Raw genomic sequence first — 20,022 nt, 5'->3', positions numbered from 1 at the left:
CGCGAGCTTGTCGTTAACGGATGTTACCGTATGTATCCCTCGAGCGCGCTCCTTCCGTACTGCCGGGCTCGTGTCCACCTCGGGGTCGGCCCCCGAGCTGGATACAGGCTTGGCTCAGTGCTTCGACAGGTTCACGGCTTTCAGCTCCACCGGCTGTTGGCCCAACGGGGGTTCGCTGTCGTCCAGGTCGCTGTCGCTCATCGGGCCCGTGCCGCTGTACTTGTCCAGGAACAGATAGATCACCGGCGTGATGTACAAGGTGATGACCTGCGAGAAGATCAGGCCGCCGCAGACGGCCAGGCCCAGCGGCTGGCGCAGCTCGGCGCCGGCGCCCAGGCCCAGCGCGATCGGCAGCGCGCCCATCAGCGCTGCCAGCGTCGTCATCAGGATCGGCCGGAAACGCAGGATGCACGCTTCGCGGATCGCTTCCACCGGCGGCTTGCCCTCCTCCCGCTGCAACTGCAGCGCGAAGTCGATCATCATGATGGCGTTTTTCTTGACGATACCGATCAGCATCAGGATGCCGATAATGGCGATCATCGTCAGGTCCATCTTGAAGATCCATAACGTCAGCAGCGCGCCCACGGCGGCCGACGGCAAGCCGGCAAGAATGGTAAGCGGGTGAATATAGCTTTCGTACAGTACGCCCAGCAGCACGTAGATGACGCCCAGCGCGGCCACGATCAGGATGACCTGGCTGCTTTGCGAGCTCTGGAACACGGCAGCGTCGCCGCCATACGTGGTGATGATCGACGGCGGCAGCCCGAATTCCTGGCCCATCGCGTCGATCTTGGCCGTGGCGTTACCCAGCGGTACGTCTGGCGCCAGGTTGAACGACAGCGTAATCGCCTGCAGCTGGCCCTGGTGGTTGACGGCCGTTGGGCCCACCGTGCGCTCGACGGTCGCGAAGCTGGACAGTTTCACCAGCTGCCCGGACGTATTCCGCACGGACACCTTCGTCAAAGCGTCCTCGAAGCGGCGGTCCTCGTCGGCAGCTTCGAGGATCACGTAATAGCTGGCCGCGGACGAATAAATCGTCGACACCTGGCGCTCGCCGAACGCCAGGTACAGCGCCGTACGGATATCGCTGAGCGCGACGCCCAGATTGTTGGCCTTGTCGCGGTCGATCTTGAGCGACGCCTGCAGGCCCTTGTTCTGCGAATCGCTCGTCACGTCGCGGAAGTCCGGGTCCGAACGCATGCGCTCAAGATAGCGCTCGGCCCACTCGCTGAGCGCATCCGGGCTGACCGATTGCAGCGTGTACTGATAGCGGCTCTTCGACGGCCGTCCGCCCAGCTGCAGGTTCTGCACCGGCGACATGTAGACGGCAATGCCGGCCACCTCGCGCGTCGCCTTGCGCAGGCTTTCCAGCACCTGCGGCATCTTGTCGCGCTCGGAACGGTCTTTCAGCACGACAAACATGCGGCCCGTGTTGCCACCGCCCGTGAACGAGACGACGTCCTTGACGTTGCGGTCGGCGCGGATCAGCGCCGCCACCCTCTCCTGCAACCCCAGCATCGCAGCCGACGAGATGTCTTCGGATGCCTCCGTGTTGATGCGGATCTGGCCGATGTCTTCTTCGGGGAAAAAGCCTTTCGGGATCGCGCTGTACATGACGATCGTCAATGCGAACGTGCCAACAGCAATGCCCAGCACCACGAAGCGGTGGCGCAGCGCCATGTCCAGCGTGCGCGCGTAGCCGTTGCGCACCTTCATGAAGCCGGCTTCGAAGTGGCGGCCGATAAAGCTGTCGTCACCGGACGTTTCATGCGAGTCGGCCGGCAGGAAGCGCGATGCCAGCATCGGCACCAGCGTCAGCGACACGGCGGCGGACACCAGCACGGACAGCGCCACCACGACGGCGAATTCATGGAACATCAGGCCCATCACGCCCGGCATGAAGAAGATGGGAATGAAAACGGCCACCAGCGAGATCGAGATCGAGACGATGGTGAAGCCCATCTCGCGCGCGCCGATCAGCGCTGCCTGCAGCGGCTTCTTGCCATGCTCGATGTGCCGCACGATGTTTTCCAGCACGACAATGGCATCGTCGACAACCAGACCGACGGCCAGCGTGATGCCCAGCAGCGAGATGTTGTCCAGGCTGTAGCCGAATGCGTACAGCAGCGCGAGCGCGCCCAGGAGCGAGATCGGCATCGTCACGGCGGGGATGAACGTGGCGGCAGCGCGGCGCAGGAACAGGAAAATGACGAGCACGACCAGCACGATCGTCAGCGCCAGGGTCAGATTGACGTCATGCAGCGCCTCGCGGATCGACACGGAACGGTCGTTGACGAGGGCGATATTGATTGACTCGGGCAATTGCGCCTTGAAGCGCGGCAGCAGCGCCTTGACGCCATCGACGACCTGCACCGTGTTCGCATCGGGCTGGCGCTGCACCAGCAGCACGATGGCGCGCTCGCCGTTATAGCTGCCGAACGACTTGATGGACTGGAAGCTGTCCTCGACGGTGGCGACATCCTTCAGGCGCACCGGTTCGCCATTGCGCACGGCGATGATCAGGTCGCGGAACTCCGACGCCTTCATCATCTGCGGGCTGCCCTGGATCGTCAGCGTCTGCGACGGCCCGTCCAGCACGCCCAGCGGCGTGTTGGCGTTGGCGTTGCGCACGGCCGCCTGCACCTCCGCGAGGGTCAGGTCGCGGGCATTGAGCAGGTCCGATTTCGCGCGGATGCGCACCGCGAATCTTTTTTGGCCGTTGACCGTGACCTGGGCCACGCCAGGCAATGTGGACAGGCTGGGCGCGATCAGGTTTTCCGCGTAGTCGTTCAGTTCGGACAGCGACAGCGATGGCGAATTCATCGCCATGAACAGCACGGGCGCGTCGGCCGGGTTGATCTTGCGGTACGACGGCAGGTCCGTCATTTCCTGCGGCAGCTGGCGCTGGGCGCGCAGCAGCGCCGCCTGCACGTCTACCGCTGCCTCATTGACGTCGATGCTGGAATCGAACTCCAGCGTGAGCGACGTGTTGCCCTGCGTGCTTGTCGACGTGATCATCTGCAGGCCGGCAATCGTCGAGAACTGCTTTTCCAGCGGCAGCGCCACGGACGACGCCATCGTGTCCGGGCTGGCGCCAGGCAGATCCGCGCTGACGTTGATGACAGGTGTGTTGTAGCTGGGCAGAGCCGCGACGGGTATCTTCAGATAGGCCAGCACGCCGGCCAGGATCAGGGTCAGCGACAGCAGCACCACCATGACGGGGCGCCGGATGGAAAGCTCGGACAGGCTCATTCGATACCACCCTTGTCTTTACCGCCGCTGCGCCCCTGGTCGGCCACGCGCGTATCCGCGATGCGCACCTTGCCGCCCGGCCGCAGGTTCTGCTTGCCCTCGACGATGACTTTTTCGTCCCCTTGCAGGCCGCGCACGGCGGCATCCGCGCCGAAGGCGTACAGGCGCTCGACGTTCGCCATCTTCGCCGTGTTGTCCGGCCCGACGGTATACACGAAGGTACCGCGGGTGTTCGTGATGATAGCGTTTTGCGGTACCACCAGCGCGTCCTTCAAGGTTTGCACCGTCAGCGTCGTGTTGACGTACTGGCCCGGCCACAGGCGCGTCCCCTTGTTGTCGAACTGGGCCTTGACGCGGATGACGCCGGCGACCGGATCGACCGTGTTGTCGATAAAGCTCAGGTGCCCTTCGATGGGCTGTGGCGAATTGTTCTGGAACGCCTGCACGGCCACCTTGCCGGCGCGCTGCGCGTCCAGCAGCGCGGCAAGGGCGTTTTCCGGCAACGTGAACGCAACATTGATCGGATCGAGCTGCGTGATCGTCGCCAGCGACGTCGTCAGCTGCACGAGGCTGCCCGGATAGACGTTGATGGCGCCCACCCGGCCCGTCATCGGCGCACGGATCGACGTGTAGCTCTGGTCCACGCGCACGGCGCGCGCGGCGGCAACGTCCGCCTCGAGCAGCGCGCGCGCGGCGTCCACCTGGCTTTTCAGCGTATCGACGGCGCCCTGGGCAATGAAATTCTGCGCCAGCAGTTCCATGCTGCGCTTGTACTGGCGTTCCAGGTCGGCCAGGCTGGCGCGGTCGCGCGCCACCTGGGCATCGGCCTTCTGCACATTGGCCGCTTCGCTGCGGCTGTCCAGCGAGAACATCAGGTCGCCCTGCTGGACGAACTGGCCTTCCTTGACGTGCACCTTGACGATGGTGCTGGTGGTCTGCGGATGCAGGTCGACGGTGCTGATGGGGCTGACGGTACCGTTGGCCTGCAGCTGGACGGGAACGTCCTGCCGGCGTGGCTTGACGATATTGACAGTCGTCGGCCCCCCGAAGCCGTTACCCTTGCCGGCAGCTGCCTGTGGTGCCTCGGCGGGACGCGTGAAATGCCACGCGCCGGCGGTGACAACGACGGCAACGCCGACGAGAACTCCCAGAGTTTTCTTTTTCATTATTGAACTGCGGTGATAAGTGAGTAGCACGAGCCGGCCATGCCAGGCTCCCAAGTGGCTGTTTTTATCATGGTTTGTTTATGCTTCATGTTGCCGCACGGCATTTAGCGCGGCATTGTCGCATCATTTTGTGTCCCGCTGATTACTTCCCTGCATAAAATTCAGGCAGTGTTAACACGGCTTCAAGCCCCCGTTGTCGCCATTGGACAAACTTAACGTGGCACCATGCTGCTCGGCGATATTGCGGGCAATTGTCAGGCCCAGGCCCGTCCCCCCGGATGCGCGCGAGCGCGAGCTTTCCAGCCGATAAAACGGTTCGAACACGCGTGCCAGCTGGTCCTGCGGAATGCCCGGACCTTCGTCGCGGACGCGGATGCGCGCGGCGCCGGCCAGCCGTTCCACCGTCACGTGCGCTTTCTGTCCGTACTTGACGGCGTTGTCGATCAGGTTGACGAGGCAGCGCTGGATGTCCAGTGGCCGGCCCAGCAGCGCCATTCCTGCCGAGCCCTTCAGTTCCACAGGCTGGCCGGCCTCGACCGCGTCGGCGCAGACGCTGTCGAGCAGCGAATCCAGGTCGAGCTTCTGCATCGTGCCACCGGCGTCGATGCTGCGCGCCAGGTCCAGCCCTTCCTTGACCATCGCCTGCATCGCCGAGAGATCGCCGATCAGCTTTTGCCGCAAGTCCTCGTCCGTGACCTTTTCCAGCCGCAGGCGCAGGCGCGTCAGCGGCGTCTGCAGATCGTGCGTGATGGCCGCCAGCATTTCCGTGCGCTGCGCGATGTACTGGCGGATACGTGCCTGCATTGCATTGAACGCGGCACTGGCCTGGCGGATTTCGCTGGCGCCCGTCAGGCCCAGCGGCGGGTGATTGATGTCGTTGCCCAGGTCTTTTGCCGCCTGCGCCAGCTGCCTCAAAGGCCGCACCGTCATGCGGGTGACGAGGTAGGCAAGGACGGCAATGCTCAGCAGGAACGGGAGGATGACGGCGTATTCGTTGTGCCCCGTCGGCGCCGGCGCGCGCGGCGGCAGGACCGACAGTTTCAGCAGTTGGCCGTCCGTCATGGCAATCTGGACCGATTCGCAGGTGCCGCGCCATTGCGTGGCGCCGAACAGCGTGTTGGTGGCAATCGGCTTGTCGCAGCTGGGTGGCCGCTCGGCAATCGGCGTGACCTGGAACTCGCGGCCGAGGCGCTGCGCCAGCGCGGCGGAGAACTCCGTGGCTGGCAGCGCGGGTGCCTCGTGCGCCGCCAGTTCCAGCTGGACGGTGCCTTTGCTGGCCACCTGCAAATACTGCGCGCGCGATTCGGGGCGCACCACGTCCGCCGTTTCGATGATCTGTTCGGCCCGCTCCAGCGCATGAAAATTGCGGTAGCGTTCCAGGGTACGTTGACGTTCATTCAACGCCAGCCATTGCGTCAGCGCGGCCGACGCGATAATCCCCAGCATCAGGGCAAAAAACACCCGCCCCGTCATGGAGTTGAAGAATGCCTTCACACTCTGGGCTCCACCGAGACGGCGCCGGCCAGCACGTACCCGCCGTTACGGACCGTCTTGATGATTTGCGGCACGCGCGCATCCTCGCCCAGCTTCTGGCGCAGGCGGCTGATCTGGATGTCGATGGAACGGTCGAACGGGTCGGCGTCGCGCCCCTGCGTCAGGTTGAGCAGCTGGTCGCGGTTCAGCACGCGGTTCGGGTGCTCCAGGAATACCTTGAGCAGACGGAACTCGGCGCCGGACAGCATGATCACCGTGCCGTCCGGATTGAGCAGATGACGCGCCGTCAGATCCAGCGTCCAGCCGGAGAAGCGGATCTGCGCAGCCTTGTCGGCCCCGCCTGCCGCCATCGTATTGCTGCGACGCAAGACGCTGCGGATGCGCGCCAGAAGCTCACGCGGTTCGAACGGCTTTGGCAGGTAGTCGTCCGCGCCCATTTCCAGACCGAGGATGCGGTCCAGCGGCTCGCTGCGGGCCGTCAGCATGATGACAGGCAGGTTTGAATGGGCGCGCAGCTTGCGGCAGATCGTCAGGCCGTCCTCGCCCGGCAGGTTCAGGTCCAGAACGATAAGGTCGGGCTTGGTCTCGTCCAACAGTTTCCACATGGCGGCACCGTCCTGCGCGCCGAACGTGCGGTAGCCGTTCGTCTCCAGGTAGTCCGCCAGCAGGGTGCGGATATCGCGGTCGTCGTCGACGATCAGAATGCTCGATGTAGGTTCCATCCCTCAATTATCCCCAGTTCCGTGGCGCGCGCCTAACGCCTGTTTGTATCGTCTTGTATATGAATATTGCAGCAAAGTCGCAAGCTTAAAGGAAACAAACGGATACAAATAACGGCACCCGCGACACTTCATCGAAACAGATGGCTGCCAAGATGAGTCTCATGTGCAGAGCGTTATCGATCGAGATGCACATGATCTTTTAATGCAGCATTAACTCCGAAGGACAGAATATGAACACCCTGCGCAAATCCCTTATTATCGGCATGACAGTTATCGGCCTGAGCTCCGCAATGGCCGCGCAAGCCCAGGAAGCGACGACGCCACATCACCGCACCTATGCCGCCACCAAATTCGATCCCGCCAAGCGCGCCGAACATATTGCGCAACGCCAGCAGAAGCTGCACGATGCGTTGAAACTGACGGCGGCCCAGGAACCGGCATGGAATACCTATATCGCCGCGATCAACCCGCAAACGCCGGTCGGGCGCGCGGACCGTGTTGGTTTCAAGGATCTGCCGGCACCGGAACGAATGGAGAAAATGCTGGAGCTGCAGAAAGAACGACTGGCAAAACAGGAAAGCCGGCTGGCGGCATTGAAAACGTTTTATGCCGTGCTGACGCCGGAGCAGCAGAAGACGTTCGACGCGGCGACCGCGCATCAGGGCCGGCATCGGCACGATCGTGTGCGTGGCGACATGCAGAAACAGCAAGGCTGATCGATGTCGAAGTAGCCGGGGCAGAACCTCGCCCCGCCTTTTTGCGCCACGCGTGCCAACGTCTGGCTCGATCGCGCCTGATTCTGGCTGTGACGTGTTGGTGCGGTCAAAAAAAGCGCCGGTCACGGCGCTTTTGGTGCCGTCAGCTTTCGCGACGGCGACCGGCATGGCGGTCGGGTACTCGGCGAAGGCGCCGTGCCCGTCCCGCCCGCGCTAGTCCAGCTTCTGCAACGATGCGAGGAACTTTGTCGAGTTCTGGAAACCGACCACACGGGAATCGGGAATTTCCCGGCCGTTCGGGTCGAACAATATAATCCCAGGCGGGCCGAACAGTTTGAATCGCTTCAGCAGTTCTTTATCCGCCGCGTTATTCGCCGTGACATCGGCCTGCAACAGGATCGTATTGGCCAGTTTCTCCTGTACAGCAGGATCGATGAATGTCAGCTTCTCCATTTCCTTGCAGGCGACGCACCAGTCGGCATAAAAGTCGAGCATTACCGTCTTGCCGCCGGTATTGGCGAGAATGCTGTCCAGCTCCTGGACGTTGGCGATGCGTTTGAAATGTACCGGGGCCGGCGCATTGCCGGTCAAATGGGCCAGCGGTGCCAGCGGATCGCGGCTGCCAGTGGCCACGCCGATCATCTGGACAATACCGAAGGCAAGTGACACCATGGCGATCCCTTTTGCCACCCAGCCATATTTCTGCCTGAACAGATAAGTGCCGTAGCCGATCCCCAGCACGGCCCAGCCCGACATTTGCACGACGCCCGGCAATACCGGCGACACAAGCCACCACGCCATGGCCAGCAATAACACGCCGAAGAACCGTTTGACGGCGTCCATCCATGCGCCGGCACGCGGCAGCAATGAACCGGCGGAGAGCCCGACCAGCATCAGCGGCACGCTCATGCCGACCGCCATGGCAAACAGCGCGCTGCCGCCGACCAGGACATTGCGCGTCTGGCTGATGTAGACGAGCGCGCCGGCCAGCGGCGCTGCCACGCACGGGCCGACGATCAGCGCGGAGATCGCGCCCATCGCAAACACGCCCGCCAGCTTGCCGGCCGACTGGCGCCCTGACGCTGCCGCGAGGCGGCTTTGCAGGCTGGACGGCAGCTGCAGTTCGTACACGCCGAACATCGACAGCGCCATGGCCGCCATCGCCAGTCCGAACGCGCCAAGCACCCACGGATTCTGCAGTGCGGCCGCCAGGCCCTCGCCGATCAGGCCGGCGGCGACGCCCAGCGCCGTGTAGACGATCGCCATGCCGAGCGCATAGCTGCCGGACAGGATGACGCCCCGCCTGCGCGTCGTCGCGCTGCCTTCGCCGACGATAATCGACGACAGGATCGGCACCATCGGCAGGACGCAAGGCGTGAACGACAGCCCCAGGCCCAGCAGCAGGAACAGCGGTACGATGACGATCATGCGGCCGCCCTGCAGCGCGCTGTCAATGCGGCCCAGTTCGCTTTGGGGAGGTGCCACGTCCGCGGGAGCGCTGGCGGGGCCGCTGGACGTTGAAGGGCTCATCTGCAGGCTGAACGGCGATGCCGCCGGTGCGGCGTTGGCGGCGACGCCGACGTCGCCCGGCATGCCGCCAATCCTGACGGTCGCGTCCTGCGGCGAATAGCACAGCCCCTTGTCGGAACAGCCCTGTCCCGTGGCGGTCAGGGTAAACGGGCCGCTGGCCTCGACCGGCACGCGGATGACGACGCTGTGGCGGTAGGTTTCGACCTCTTTAGCGAACGTTTCGTCGAACTTCACCTTGCCGGGCGGGATCAGGGGGGCACCCGTGGCCGCACCCTGCGCCTTGACCGCGAAGCGCTCGCGGTACATGTAATACCCCTCGGCGATCTTCCACGTCACTTCGACGGTTTTCGCGTCGGCCATGCGTGCCGACATCTGGAACGCAACCGTCGGATCGAGGAACGCTTCGTCGGCTTGAGCGGGCGCGGCGAGCAGCACTGCCAGACACATCAGCGCTTTGAGAAGTTGACCGAAAAATGGAGCCTGTCCCCAGTTTTTCGGCAAGAAGATGGCACACAGGCGCAGCAGGAAGGACATTTGATCACTCTGCAAAAAGACAATTCGCCAGCATGGTACGCCAAAAACCCGGGACAGTCCCCTGTTTTGAGGCAACAGCCGCGACGGCGCGGGAGGCGTTCACCGCCGCCAATATAGGCGGTCGGGGCGGCCGGCGTCTGTCGCGAAAGTGTCGCACAAACCATCTGCCCATAGAAAAAGCCGGGCGGACCCGGCTTTTTCAGTGAACGCTGATGAATTACTCAGCGGTCGGTGCAGCTTCGACTTCGGTTGGTTCCGGACGGTCCAGCAGCTCGACGTAAGCCATTGGAGCGTTGTCGCCAACACGGAAACCCATCTTCAGGATGCGCAGGTAGCCGCCGTTGCGGTTAGCGTAGCGCGGGCCCAGTTCAGCGAACAGTTTCTGAACCATTTCACGATCGCGCAGGCGAGCAAACGCCAGGCGCTTGTTTGCCAGGGTGTCGGTCTTGCCCAGGGTCAGGATCGGCTCGATCACGCGGCGCAGTTCTTTTGCCTTTGGCACGGTGGTCTTGATCGCTTCGTGACGCAGCAGCGAAACGGTCATGTTGCGCAGCATTGCCAGACGGTGGGACGAGGTACGGTTCAGTTTACGGAGGCCGTGACGGTGACGCATGGTACTTCCTTTCAATGATGTTTATATCCGAACTCTTCGATCGCCAGGGTGAGGTTGAAATCGCCCAGGCGCGGGTCGGTTAGTAAATTAAACGCTGCGGCGACATGCCTCAACGGTACAGCTACTAGCGCCAAAGGGCCTCGAGAAACGTAGCGAGCAGGGCTCAGTTCCGACTAAGAAGCGCGACCTTACTTTAGTACGGTCAATCCGCCGCAGCGGAGCATCGCAGGTCGGAAATGGGCCCGCGCAGTAGGTTTATCGAGGTCCCAATTGCAATTACTTTTCCAGACCGGCAGGCGGCCAGTTTTCCAGCTTCATGCCGAGGGTCAGGCCGCGCGATGCCAGCACTTCCTTGATCTCGTTCAGCGACTTGCGACCCAGGTTCGGGGTCTTCAGCAGCTCGTTTTCCGAACGCTGGATCAGATCGCCGATGTAGTAAATGTTTTCGGCTTTCAGGCAGTTCGCGGAACGGACCGTCAGTTCCAGGTCGTCGACCGGACGCAGCAGGATCGGATCGACCAGCGGAGCACGCGACGGTGCTTCGGCGGCCGCTTCCGTGCCTTCCAGCGCAGCGAACACGTTCAGCTGGTCAACCAGCACGCGTGCGGACTGGCGGATCGCTTCTTCCGGCGTGATGACGCCGTTCGTTTCGATGTTGATGATCAGCTTGTCCAGGTCGGTACGCTGTTCCACACGAGCCGATTCCACGGAGTACGAAACGCGGCGCACTGGCGAGAACGACGCGTCCAGGATGATGCGACCGATCGTCTTGTTCGTGTCTTCCGACAGGCGACGGACGTTACCAGGCACGTAACCACGGCCTTTTTCGACCTTGATCTGCATGTCCAGCTTGCCACCGGCGGTCAGGTGAGCGATCACGTGATCCGGGTTGATCAGTTCGACGTCGTGCGGCAGGTCGATATCCGATGCCAGCACGGCGCCTTCGCCTTCCTTCTTCAGGGTCAGCGTGACGGAATCGCGGTTGTGGACTTTGAAGACCACGCCCTTCAGGTTCAGCAGCAGGTCGACGACGTCTTCCTGCACACCGTCCAGCGACGAGTACTCGTGCACGACACCGGCGATGGTGACTTCCGTCGGCGCGTAGCCGATCATCGACGAGAGCAGCACGCGGCGCAGGGCATTGCCCAGCGTGTGGCCATAGCCGCGTTCAAACGGCTCCATCACGACTTTAGCGTGACCGGCGCCCAGGGCTTCGACGTCGATGATACGTGGCTTCAACAAACTGTTTTGCATTGAAATGTCCTTTTCATTACCCTCGGCTCGTTACACCGATAAGGCTGATGGCATTAGTGAAAACGCCCACTGCAAGCAGTGGGCGGGGTATTACGGTGTACGGCGATTAACGCGAGTACAGTTCGACGATCAGCGATTCGTTGACGTCGTTGGCGATTTCGCTACGCTCTGGCAGGGACTTGAACGTGCCTTCCATTTTCTTGGAATCCACGGAGACCCATGCCGGCATGCCGACTTGTTCGGCCAGCGACAGGGCTTCAACGATACGGGTCTGCTTCTTGGCCTTCTCGCGCACGGCGATGACGTCGCCGATCTTGACTGCGTAGGAAGCGATGTTCACGACGTTACCGTTGACGGTGAACGCTTTGTGCGATACCAGCTGACGTGCTTCAGCGCGCGTCGAGCCGAAGCCCATACGGTAGGCAACGTTGTCCAGACGGGTTTCCAGCAGGGACAGCAGCGTTTCGCCGGTGTTGCCCTTGCGACGGTCGGCTTCGGCGAAGTAGCGGCGGAACTGACGTTCCAGGATGCCGTACATACGCTTGACCTTCTGCTTTTCGCGCAGCTGGTTGCCGTAGTCGGAGGTGCGGGCACCCGACTTGACGCCATGCTGGCCTGGCTTGACGTCCAGTTTGCACTTGGAATCGAGCGAACGACGTGCGCTCTTCAGGAACAGGTCGGTGCCTTCACGGCGGGAGAGTTTTGCTTTTGGTCCGATATAACGTGCCACGGTATTTTCCTTAAATGATAAATGACGCCCCAGATCGCATCGGGTGCAATCAGGCGCTAGTCTGACCCTCTAATTCGCCAGACGGTGGCTCAACATGCCCGTCGCCAGAAAGCGAACAGGCAAAAATAGCCGGACAGTATAACCGTTTCCGATCTACTGTTCCAGCGATTTTTACTTCAGGGCGACGGTGGCCGATCCACACCGGACCGGCCATAGTCTTGCTGATGCCGAAAAACGACGGTAAGTAAGCCTGGGCTTAGATACGGCGACGCTTTGGAGGACGGCAGCCGTTGTGCGGCACTGGCGTCACGTCCTGGATTTCGGTGATCTTGATACCCAGGTTGTTCAGTGCGCGAACAGCGGATTCGCGACCAGGACCTGGGCCCTTGATACGCACTTCCAGGTTCTTCACGCCGCATTCCTGTGCAACTTTACCAGCCGCTTCGGCAGCAACCTGCGCTGCGAACGGGGTCGACTTACGGGAGCCCTTGAAGCCGGCGCCGCCCGAAGTTGCCCACGACAGAGCGTTGCCCTGACGGTCGGTGATCGTGATGATCGTGTTGTTGAAGGAAGCGTGAACGTGTGCGATGCCTTCAGCGACGTTCTTTTTGACTTTCTTACGAACGCGCGCTGCTGCTGCGCTGCTTTGTTGCTTAGCCATAGTTGTTCCCTAGATTATTTCTTCAGCGATTGTGCGGCTTTGCGCGGACCTTTGCGGGTACGAGCATTGGTGCGGGTACGCTGACCGCGGACCGGCAGGCCCTTACGGTGACGCATACCGCGGTAGCAACCCAGATCCATCAGACGCTTGATGTTCATCGACAGTTCGCGGCGCAGATCGCCTTCCACTACGAACTTGCCGATTTCGTCACGCAGCTTTTCCAGCTCGCTGTCGTCCAGGTCTTTGATCTTCTTGTTGGTTGGAACACCCGTTTGGGCGCAGATGAACTGCGCACGTGGGCGGCCCACGCCGTAGATTGCCGTCAGGCCGATCACGGTGTGCTGATGATTTGGGATGTTAACCCCTGCAATACGTGCCATTCGTTATTCCTCGAACTGTTAGCCTTGACGCTGCTTGTGACGTGGTTCCACGCAGATGACGCGGACGACGCCTTTGCGCTTGATGATCTTGCAGTTGCGGCAGATCCGCTTGACTGAAGCGTTAACTTTCATTTTTGCACTCTCTTTGGATTCGATTACTTAAAATTACTTGGTCCGGAACACAATACGAGCCCGGGACAGGTCGTACGGCGTCAACTCCACCGTCACCTTGTCGCCAGGGAGAATGCGGATATAGTTCATCCGCATTTTACCCGAAATGTGGCCGAGTACCACGTGGCCGTTTTCCAGCTTTACTCGAAAAGTCGCATTTGGCAGATTCTCCAGAATCTCGCCTTGCATCTGTATGACGTCGTCTTTTGCCATGTTGACCTGTTCGCTCAGCGGGTCGGAATGCCGCCTTTGAAGTTTGCCTTACGCAGCAGAGACTCATATTGCTGCGACATCACGTAGTTCTGGACCTGGGCCATGAAGTCCATGGTCACCACTACAATAATCAACAGAGAAGTACCACCAAATACGAACGATACTTTCCACTGGGCTTGCATAAACTCCGGCAACAGGCACACAGCGGTGATGTAGACGGCGCCAGCCAGCGTCAATCGGGTCAGGATCTTGTCGATGTAACGGGCAGTCTGCTCACCGGGACGAATCCCTGGCACAAAGGCCCCGCTCTTCTTCAAGTTGTCCGCCGTCTCCTTGCTGTTGAACACCAGTGCGGTGTAGAAGAAGCAGAAGAACACGATTGCCACAGCATACAGCAATGCATGGATAGGCTCGCCTGGGCTCAACGATGCAGCAAAGTCTTTCAGGAAGCGTACAACGGGGTTGGCGTTGTCCGCACCACGCGAGAACCAGTCCACAATAGTGGCCGGGAACAAGATAATCGACGATGCGAAGATCGGCGGAATCACGCCTGCCATGTTCAGCTTCAGGGGCAGGTGGCTGGTTTGCCCACCGTAGATCTTGTTACCGACCTGACGTTTGGCATAGTTCACCAGAATCTTGCGCTGGCCACGTTCCACGAACACCACCGCATAGGTCACAGCTGCAACCAGGATGACGATGATGATGGCGGAGATCGCACTGATCGCACCGGTCGACACCTGGGTGAACAAACCACCCAACGCGCCCGGCAGACCCGCGGCGATACCGGCGAAGATGATGATCGAGATGCCGTTACCAAGACCGCGCTCGGTAATCTGCTCTCCCAACCACATCACGAACATCGTGCCGGTCAGCAGCGTCACCACGGAGGTGAAGCGGAAGGCCATGCCCGGATCGATCACCAGGCCAGGCTGGGCTTCCAGCGCGACCGAGATGCCGAACGCCTGGAACAAGGCCAGGAACACGGTGGCGTAACGGGTGTACTGGGTGATCTTGCGACGACCCGACTCCCCTTCCTTCTTCAGCGCTTCCATCTGCGGCGAAACGATCGACACCAGCTGCATGATGATCGAGGCCGAAATGTAGGGCGTGATGCCCAGCGCGAACACCGTGAAGCGCGACAGGGCGCCGCCGGAGAACATGTTGAACATGCCCAGCAGCCCACCCTCCTGCGACTTGAACAGTGCGGCCAGCTGTACCGGGTCGACTCCCGGCACCGGGATATGAGCCCCGATGCGGTAGACTACCAGAGCGCCCAGCAAAAACCACAGACGGCCCCAAGGGAAACCGGCTGCGGCACTTTTAGCAAGCTGCGGATTAGTCGCCAATTTTCGCTCCGTTCAAGCTCAAGCGTCTCAGGCTACCGAGCCGCCGGCCGCTTCGATGGCCGCTTTCGCGCCGGCGGTCACTTTCAGGCCTTTTACGGTCACTGCTTTGGTGATTTCGCCCGATGCGATGACGCGGACGTCACGTGCCAGCACGCTCAGCACGCCAGCCTGCTTCAGGACCAGCAGGTCGACTTCGCCGACGGCCAGGCCGTTCAGGTCGGACAGACGCACTTCAGCCTTGAAGGTGGCGTTCAGCGATTTGAAGCCGCGCTTTGGCAGACGGCGTTGCAGAGGCATCTGACCGCCTTCGAAGCCGACTTTGTGGAAGCCGCCCGAACGCGATTTCTGACCTTTGTGACCACGGCCGGCGGTTTTGCCGAGGCCGGAGCCGATACCGCGGCCAACGCGACGCTTAGCGTGCTTCGCGCCTTCGGCTGGTTGAATGGTATTCAATTCCATTGTGTTCTCCAGTTCGTAAGCCGGGGCTTACGACACGACTTTAACGAGGTAGGCGACTTTGTTGATCATGCCGCGTACCGATGGCGTGTCCTGCAGCTCGGAAACCGAGTTGACACGGCGCAGGCCCAGACCACGCACCGTAGCGCGGTGGTCTTGGCGGGTGCCGATCAGGCCCTTCACCAGTTTGACTTTGATAGTGCTCATGGTCATCCCCTTAAGCCAGAATGTCTTCTACCGACTTGCCGCGTTTTGCAGCGATGTCAGCAGGAGTGCTCATTTTCGACAGGCCGTCCAGGGTGGCGCGCACCAGGTTGTACGGGTTGTTCGAACCGGTGGATTTCGCCACCACGTCCGTCACGCCCATCACGTCGAAGATAGCGCGCATTGCGCCACCAGCGATGACGCCGGTACCTGGCTTGGCCGGGCTCATCATGACGCGCGAAGCGCCGTGACGGCCGGTTACCGTGTGCTGCAGGGTACCGTTCTTCAGAGGCACCTTGATCAGGTTGCGACGGGCTTCTTCCATTGCCTTCTGCACACCGACCGGTACTTCCTTCGACTTGCCCTTGCCCATGCCGATGCGGCCATCGCCGTCACCAACCACGGTCAGCGCCGCGAAGCCCATGATACGACCACCCTTGACCACTTTGGTCACGCGGTTGATCGCGATCATTTTTTCGCGCATGCCGTCATCCGGCTTGTCGCTTTGCATTTTTGCTTGCATTTTTGCCATGATCGTACCCTTAGAACTTCAGACCGGCTTCACGCGCGGCATCTGCCAGCGCCTTCACACGGCCGTGGTAACGGAAACCGGAGCGGTCGAACGCTACTTCGGTGATGCCTGCCTTGATTGCCTTTTCGGCGACGCGCTTGCCAACCAGAGCGGCAGCGGCGGCGTTACCGCCCTTGCCCGACTTGCCGGCCAGTTCGGCGCGCACTTCTGCTTCCACCGTAGACGCCGAAACCAGAACTTTAGCGTCCGGGCTGATCAGGTTCGCATAAATGTGCAGGTTAGTGCGGTGGACCGACAGGCGGTTCACTTTCAGTTGTGCGATCTTGATGCGGGTTTGACGTCCGCGGCGCAGACGAGATTCTTTTTTGTCCATCGTCAGCCCCTAATTACTTCTTCTTGGTTTCTTTGATCTTAACCACTTCGTCCACATAGCGGACGCCCTTGCCTTTGTAAGGCTCAGGGGAGCGGTAAGCGCGCACTTCAGCGGCAACCTGGCCAACCTGCTGACGATCGATGCCCTTGATCAGGACTTCGGTCGGCGTTGGGGTAGCGACGGTGACGCCTGCTGGCATTGCGTGTACAACAGGGTGGGAGAAGCCCAGGGACAGGTTCAGCTTGTCGCCTTGCGCTTGCGCCTTGTAACCCACGCCGACCAGGGACAGCTTCTTCTCGAAGCCCTTGGTGACGCCGGTAACCATGTTGTTGACCAGAGCGCGCAGCGTGCCGGACATGGCATTGGCTTCGCGGCTGTCGTTGGCCACGTCGAACGTCAGCGTGCCATTATCGTTGACTACTTTGACCAGGCCGTTCAGGCTCTGGGTCAGGGTGCCCAGCGGGCCCTTGACGGTGATCGCTTGTGCGGAGATGGCGACTTCTGCGCCAGCCGGCACGGCGATCGGCATTTTAGCTACTCGAGACATGTGTTACTCCTTAAGCCACGAAGCAGATGACTTCGCCACCTACACCGGTAGCGCGCGCTTTGCGGTCGGTCATGACGCCTTGCGGGGTCGACACGATGGCAACGCCCAGGCCGTTCATGACGGTCGGGATTTCATCCTTGCCCTTGTAGACGCGCAGGCCCGGACGGGACACGCGCTCGAGGCGCTCGATGACAGGACGGCCCACATAATATTTCAAACCGATCTTCAGTTCCGTCTTGCCTTCGTTCGAAGACACGGCGAAATCTTCAATGTAACCCTCGTCCTTCAGGACGTTGGCAATCGCTACTTTGACTTTCGACGATGGCATCGCCACGGTCGTTTTTTGCACGCCCTGGGCGTTGCGAATGCGGGTCAGCATATCGGCGATAGGATCGCTCATACTCATTGCTTATTCTCCTATTACCAGCTGGCTTTGGTCATACCCGGGATCTCGCCACGCATGGCGAATTCACGGAGTTTGGTACGGGCCAGACCGAATTTACGGAAGGTGCCACGTGGACGGCCGGTCATGGCGCAGCGGTTACGCTGGCGGGTCGGTGCGGAATTGCGTGGCAGGGCCTGCAGTTTCAGGCGCGCTTCGTAACGCTCTTCTTCCGACTTGGACTGGTCATCGATGATGGCCTTCAGAGCGGCGCGCTTGGCGGCGAATTTCTCCACCAGGTCAGCACGCTTCTGTTCACGGTTAATCAGTGCGAGTTTTGCCATGATCGTGTTAGTTCCTGAACGGGAATTTAAATGCGGCGAGCAGAGCTTTCGCTTCGTCGTCGGTCTTGGCGGTCGTCGTGATCGAGATGTTCATGCCGCGCAGTGCGTCGATCTTGTCGTACTCGATTTCCGGGAAGATGATCTGCTCTTTGACGCCGATGTTGTAGTTGCCACGACCATCGAACGAACGGCCGGACACGCCACGGAAGTCACGCACGCGTGGCAGGGCCACGGTGATGAAACGATCCAGGAACTCATACATGCGGGCGCCGCGCAGGGTCACCATCGTACCGATCGGGTAGCCTTCGCGGATCTTGAAACCGGCGATTGCCTTACGCGACTTGGTCGTCACTGGCTTCTGGCCGGCGATCTTGGTCAGGTCGCCAACGGCGTGCTCCAGGACCTTCTTGTCAGCGATCGCTTCACCGACACCCATGTTCAGGGTGATCTTGGTCAGGCGAGGCACTTCCATTACCGACTTGTAACCGAATTTCTCGGTCAGTTCGGCAACGACTTTCTCTTTGTATACTTGTTGCAGACGGGCCATTTCTGATTACCCCTTCACTACTTCGCCGGAGGACTTGAAGACGCGGACTTTTTTACCGTCCACTTCTTTGAAGCCCACGCGATCGGCCTTGCCGGTCGCAGCGTTGAACAGAGCAACGTTGGACACGTGAATAGGCATGGTCTTGTCGACGATGCCGCCAGTAACGCCAGTCATTGGGTTAGGCTTGACGGCTTTTTTAGCCACGTTCACGCCTTCCACCACGACGTGCTCAGCGTCTACACGCTGGGTCACTACGCCGCGTTTGCCCTTGTCCTTACCGGTCAGGACGACGACTTCGTCGTTTTTGCGAATCTTATCCATTACGACTCCTTACAGGACTTCCGGTGCCAGGGACACGATCTTCATGAACTTCTCAGTGCGCAGTTCACGCGTCACTGGTCCGAAGATACGGGTACCGATCGGTTCCAGCTTGGAGTTCAGCAGGACAGCGGCATTGCCGTCGAACTTGACCAGGGAACCGTCCTGGCGACGCACACCCTTAGCGGTGCGCACAACCACGGCGTTATAAATTTCACCTTTTTTGACACGGCCGCGAGGCTGAGCCACCTTAACGGTGACCTTGATCACGTCGCCAATGCCAGCATAACGGCGCTTGGAACCGCCCAACACCTTGATGCACATAACTTCTTTCGCACCGGTGTTGTCGGCTACTTCGAGCCGGCTTTCAGTTTGAATCATAGTATTCTCTTTCCCAACTTAAGCCGAAGAATCCACACAATGCGGACCTCTCGGTCAGTCTTGGTCCCGCCAGAGACGCGCAGCGTCACTGTTTGGGTGCTTGACCTTCATACAGTACTGACCGCGAGGCGCGTCTGCGGAGAGACACTTAGCGGCGATACATGAACGAAGCCCGCAAGTATTACACATTACCTGCGGGCCTGCAAGAACTAATTGGAAAGCGGTCCGCCGTATCGCTACAGCGAACCGTTTTTCTTCTTAGACGATTTGTGCAGCTTGCACTACACGCGTCACCGTCCACGCCTTCGTTTTGGAGATCGGACGACCTTCCGCGATCTCGACCGTATCACCGGTCTTGACCTGGTTGGTCTCGTCGTGCGCGTGGTACTTGTTGCTACGCACGATGATCTTGCCGTACAGAGGGTGCTTCACGTGACGCTCGATCAGTACAGTAACGGTCTTGTCCATCTTGTCGGACACCACTTTACCGATCAGCGTGCGCTTGAGCGACTGTTTCACTGGTTCGTTCATTTGGCTTCCTTCGTGTTCATTACCGTTTTGACGCGTGCGATGTCGCGGCGGACCTTTTTCAGCTGCGACGTGTTCGTCAGCTGCTGGGTGGCGCTTTGCATACGCAGGCCGAACTGTGCCTTCAGCAGGTCGTTCAGCTCTTTCTGCAGACCGGCCTGGTCTTTGCCGCGGAGTTCAGATGCTTTCATATTTCACTCCAATTATTGGCCAACCTGGCGCACCACGAAGGTGGTAGCCAGCGGCAGTTTGGCAGCAGCCAGGCGGAACGCTTCACGCGCCAGTTCTTCGCCGACGCCATCCATTTCGTACAGAACTTTACCTGGCTGAATTTCAGCCACGTAGTATTCCGGGTTACCTTTACCGTTACCCATACGGACTTCGGCAGGCTTGTTCGAAATTGGCTTGTCCGGGAAGACGCGGATCCAGATACGACCGCCACGCTTGATGTGACGGGTCATGGCACGACGCGCTGCCTCGATCTGGCGGGCGGTGATACGACCGCGCGCCACGGCTTTCAGACCGAATTCGCCGAACGACACGGCGGTGCCGCGCGTGTGCGAAATGCCGGTGTTACGGCCTTTCTGCTCTTTACGATACTTTCTGCGTGCTGGTTGCAGCATGA

Annotated in this window: 27 protein-coding genes; 1 reads left to right on the top strand and 26 read right to left on the bottom strand. The window is 60.6% G+C overall.

The window, feature by feature from the left end:
- Positions 1-114 precede the first annotated feature (114 nt).
- The 4 genes from E1742_RS18615 to E1742_RS18600 all read right to left on the bottom strand — a co-directional run bounded on the left by E1742_RS18615 (position 115) and on the right by E1742_RS18600 (position 6,634).
- On the bottom strand, positions 115-3,252 hold the full coding sequence (locus E1742_RS18615; protein ID WP_134386542.1) for an efflux RND transporter permease subunit: 3,138 nt from the start codon (positions 3,250-3,252) through the stop codon (positions 115-117).
- Positions 3,249-4,418 (bottom strand): efflux RND transporter periplasmic adaptor subunit, encoded by a 1,170-nt coding sequence (locus E1742_RS18610; RefSeq protein WP_134386540.1) that lies wholly within the window; start codon positions 4,416-4,418, stop codon positions 3,249-3,251. Before E1742_RS18610 ends, E1742_RS18615 begins: the two co-directional genes overlap by 4 nt.
- A 171-nt stretch (positions 4,419-4,589) precedes the next feature.
- Positions 4,590-5,912, bottom strand: a complete 1,323-nt coding sequence (locus E1742_RS18605; RefSeq protein ID WP_134386538.1) for an ATP-binding protein — start codon at positions 5,910-5,912, stop codon at positions 4,590-4,592.
- Positions 5,909-6,634: a response regulator gene (locus E1742_RS18600; protein ID WP_134386536.1), complete on the bottom strand. Its 726-nt coding sequence runs from the start codon at positions 6,632-6,634 to the stop codon at positions 5,909-5,911. Before E1742_RS18600 ends, E1742_RS18605 begins: the two co-directional genes overlap by 4 nt.
- Before the next feature lie 230 nt (positions 6,635-6,864).
- On the opposite strand from E1742_RS18600, the gene E1742_RS18595 reads away from it, so the two are divergent.
- On the top strand, positions 6,865-7,350 hold the full coding sequence (locus tag E1742_RS18595) for a Spy/CpxP family protein refolding chaperone (protein WP_134386534.1): 486 nt from the start codon (positions 6,865-6,867) through the stop codon (positions 7,348-7,350).
- 213 nt (positions 7,351-7,563) lie between these two features.
- Here E1742_RS18595 and dsbD read toward each other — a convergent pair whose 3' ends face one another.
- The 22 genes from dsbD to rplP all read right to left on the bottom strand — a co-directional run bounded on the left by dsbD (position 7,564) and on the right by rplP (position 20,020).
- Positions 7,564-9,327 carry a protein-disulfide reductase DsbD gene (gene dsbD / locus E1742_RS18590; protein ID WP_134386532.1) on the bottom strand — a complete coding sequence of 588 codons (1,764 nt, stop codon included), beginning with the start codon at positions 9,325-9,327 and terminating at the stop codon, positions 7,564-7,566.
- Positions 9,328-9,631: 304 nt separating this feature from the next.
- Positions 9,632-10,027, bottom strand: a complete 396-nt coding sequence (gene rplQ / locus E1742_RS18585) for a 50S ribosomal protein L17 (RefSeq protein ID WP_107144078.1) — start codon at positions 10,025-10,027, stop codon at positions 9,632-9,634.
- A 276-nt stretch (positions 10,028-10,303) separates the two neighbouring features.
- On the bottom strand, positions 10,304-11,281 hold the full coding sequence (locus E1742_RS18580) for a DNA-directed RNA polymerase subunit alpha (RefSeq protein ID WP_134386530.1): 978 nt from the start codon (positions 11,279-11,281) through the stop codon (positions 10,304-10,306).
- Between the two features lie 106 nt (positions 11,282-11,387).
- Positions 11,388-12,011, bottom strand: coding sequence for a 30S ribosomal protein S4 (gene rpsD / locus E1742_RS18575; protein ID WP_134386528.1), 624 nt, complete (start codon positions 12,009-12,011; stop codon positions 11,388-11,390).
- A gap of 256 nt (positions 12,012-12,267) precedes the next feature.
- On the bottom strand, positions 12,268-12,672 hold the full coding sequence (gene rpsK / locus E1742_RS18570; protein ID WP_028101645.1) for a 30S ribosomal protein S11: 405 nt from the start codon (positions 12,670-12,672) through the stop codon (positions 12,268-12,270).
- Between the two features lie 14 nt (positions 12,673-12,686).
- A complete protein-coding gene (gene rpsM / locus E1742_RS18565; protein WP_093556901.1) occupies positions 12,687-13,052 on the bottom strand; it encodes a 30S ribosomal protein S13 in 366 nt (121 codons plus the stop codon).
- Positions 13,053-13,070: 18 nt separating this feature from the next.
- Positions 13,071-13,184 (bottom strand): 50S ribosomal protein L36, encoded by a 114-nt coding sequence (gene rpmJ / locus E1742_RS18560; protein ID WP_005663407.1) that lies wholly within the window; start codon positions 13,182-13,184, stop codon positions 13,071-13,073.
- Between the two features lie 33 nt (positions 13,185-13,217).
- Positions 13,218-13,436, bottom strand: a complete 219-nt coding sequence (gene infA, locus E1742_RS18555) for a translation initiation factor IF-1 (RefSeq protein ID WP_005663428.1) — start codon at positions 13,434-13,436, stop codon at positions 13,218-13,220.
- A gap of 14 nt (positions 13,437-13,450) precedes the next feature.
- Positions 13,451-14,785, bottom strand: a complete 1,335-nt coding sequence (gene secY / locus E1742_RS18550) for a preprotein translocase subunit SecY (protein WP_134386526.1) — start codon at positions 14,783-14,785, stop codon at positions 13,451-13,453.
- Positions 14,786-14,812: 27 nt separating this feature from the next.
- Entirely contained in the window at positions 14,813-15,244 is a 432-nt protein-coding gene (gene rplO / locus E1742_RS18545) for a 50S ribosomal protein L15 (protein ID WP_134386524.1), read from the bottom strand.
- Between the two features lie 27 nt (positions 15,245-15,271).
- Positions 15,272-15,454 carry a 50S ribosomal protein L30 gene (gene rpmD / locus E1742_RS18540; RefSeq protein ID WP_130186541.1) on the bottom strand — a complete coding sequence of 61 codons (183 nt, stop codon included), beginning with the start codon at positions 15,452-15,454 and terminating at the stop codon, positions 15,272-15,274.
- 4 nt (positions 15,455-15,458) lie between these two features.
- Positions 15,459-15,977, bottom strand: a complete 519-nt coding sequence (gene rpsE / locus E1742_RS18535) for a 30S ribosomal protein S5 (protein WP_107144083.1) — start codon at positions 15,975-15,977, stop codon at positions 15,459-15,461.
- A 10-nt stretch (positions 15,978-15,987) separates the two neighbouring features.
- Positions 15,988-16,350: a 50S ribosomal protein L18 gene (rplR, locus tag E1742_RS18530; protein WP_134386522.1), complete on the bottom strand. Its 363-nt coding sequence runs from the start codon at positions 16,348-16,350 to the stop codon at positions 15,988-15,990.
- A gap of 13 nt (positions 16,351-16,363) precedes the next feature.
- Complete coding sequence (gene rplF / locus E1742_RS18525) at positions 16,364-16,897, bottom strand: 50S ribosomal protein L6 (protein WP_134386520.1); 534 nt, start codon at positions 16,895-16,897, stop codon at positions 16,364-16,366.
- A gap of 10 nt (positions 16,898-16,907) precedes the next feature.
- On the bottom strand, positions 16,908-17,303 hold the full coding sequence (gene rpsH / locus E1742_RS18520; protein ID WP_107144086.1) for a 30S ribosomal protein S8: 396 nt from the start codon (positions 17,301-17,303) through the stop codon (positions 16,908-16,910).
- A 14-nt stretch (positions 17,304-17,317) separates the two neighbouring features.
- Positions 17,318-17,623 (bottom strand): 30S ribosomal protein S14, encoded by a 306-nt coding sequence (gene rpsN, locus E1742_RS18515; protein ID WP_134386518.1) that lies wholly within the window; start codon positions 17,621-17,623, stop codon positions 17,318-17,320.
- A 7-nt stretch (positions 17,624-17,630) separates the two neighbouring features.
- A complete protein-coding gene (gene rplE / locus E1742_RS18510) occupies positions 17,631-18,170 on the bottom strand; it encodes a 50S ribosomal protein L5 (RefSeq protein ID WP_131148094.1) in 540 nt (179 codons plus the stop codon).
- Positions 18,171-18,176: 6 nt separating this feature from the next.
- Entirely contained in the window at positions 18,177-18,491 is a 315-nt protein-coding gene (gene rplX, locus E1742_RS18505; protein ID WP_131148095.1) for a 50S ribosomal protein L24, read from the bottom strand.
- Positions 18,492-18,500: 9 nt separating this feature from the next.
- Positions 18,501-18,869 carry a 50S ribosomal protein L14 gene (gene rplN / locus E1742_RS18500; RefSeq protein ID WP_107144090.1) on the bottom strand — a complete coding sequence of 123 codons (369 nt, stop codon included), beginning with the start codon at positions 18,867-18,869 and terminating at the stop codon, positions 18,501-18,503.
- A 258-nt stretch (positions 18,870-19,127) separates the two neighbouring features.
- On the bottom strand, positions 19,128-19,400 hold the full coding sequence (gene rpsQ / locus E1742_RS18495) for a 30S ribosomal protein S17 (RefSeq protein WP_107144091.1): 273 nt from the start codon (positions 19,398-19,400) through the stop codon (positions 19,128-19,130).
- Positions 19,397-19,588, bottom strand: coding sequence for a 50S ribosomal protein L29 (rpmC, locus tag E1742_RS18490; protein ID WP_134386516.1), 192 nt, complete (start codon positions 19,586-19,588; stop codon positions 19,397-19,399). The genes rpsQ and rpmC overlap by 4 nt, the downstream gene beginning before the upstream one ends.
- A 12-nt stretch (positions 19,589-19,600) precedes the next feature.
- Positions 19,601-20,020 carry a 50S ribosomal protein L16 gene (rplP, locus tag E1742_RS18485; protein ID WP_134386514.1) on the bottom strand — a complete coding sequence of 140 codons (420 nt, stop codon included), beginning with the start codon at positions 20,018-20,020 and terminating at the stop codon, positions 19,601-19,603.
- Positions 20,021-20,022: the final 2 nt, after the last annotated feature.

The organism is Pseudoduganella plicata (genome assembly GCF_004421005.1).
GTDB classification, from domain to species: Bacteria; Pseudomonadota; Gammaproteobacteria; order Burkholderiales; family Burkholderiaceae_D; genus Rugamonas; species Rugamonas plicata.
Note: the sequence above shows the minus strand (reverse complement) of the source record. Positions and strands in the feature narration are given on the sequence as shown.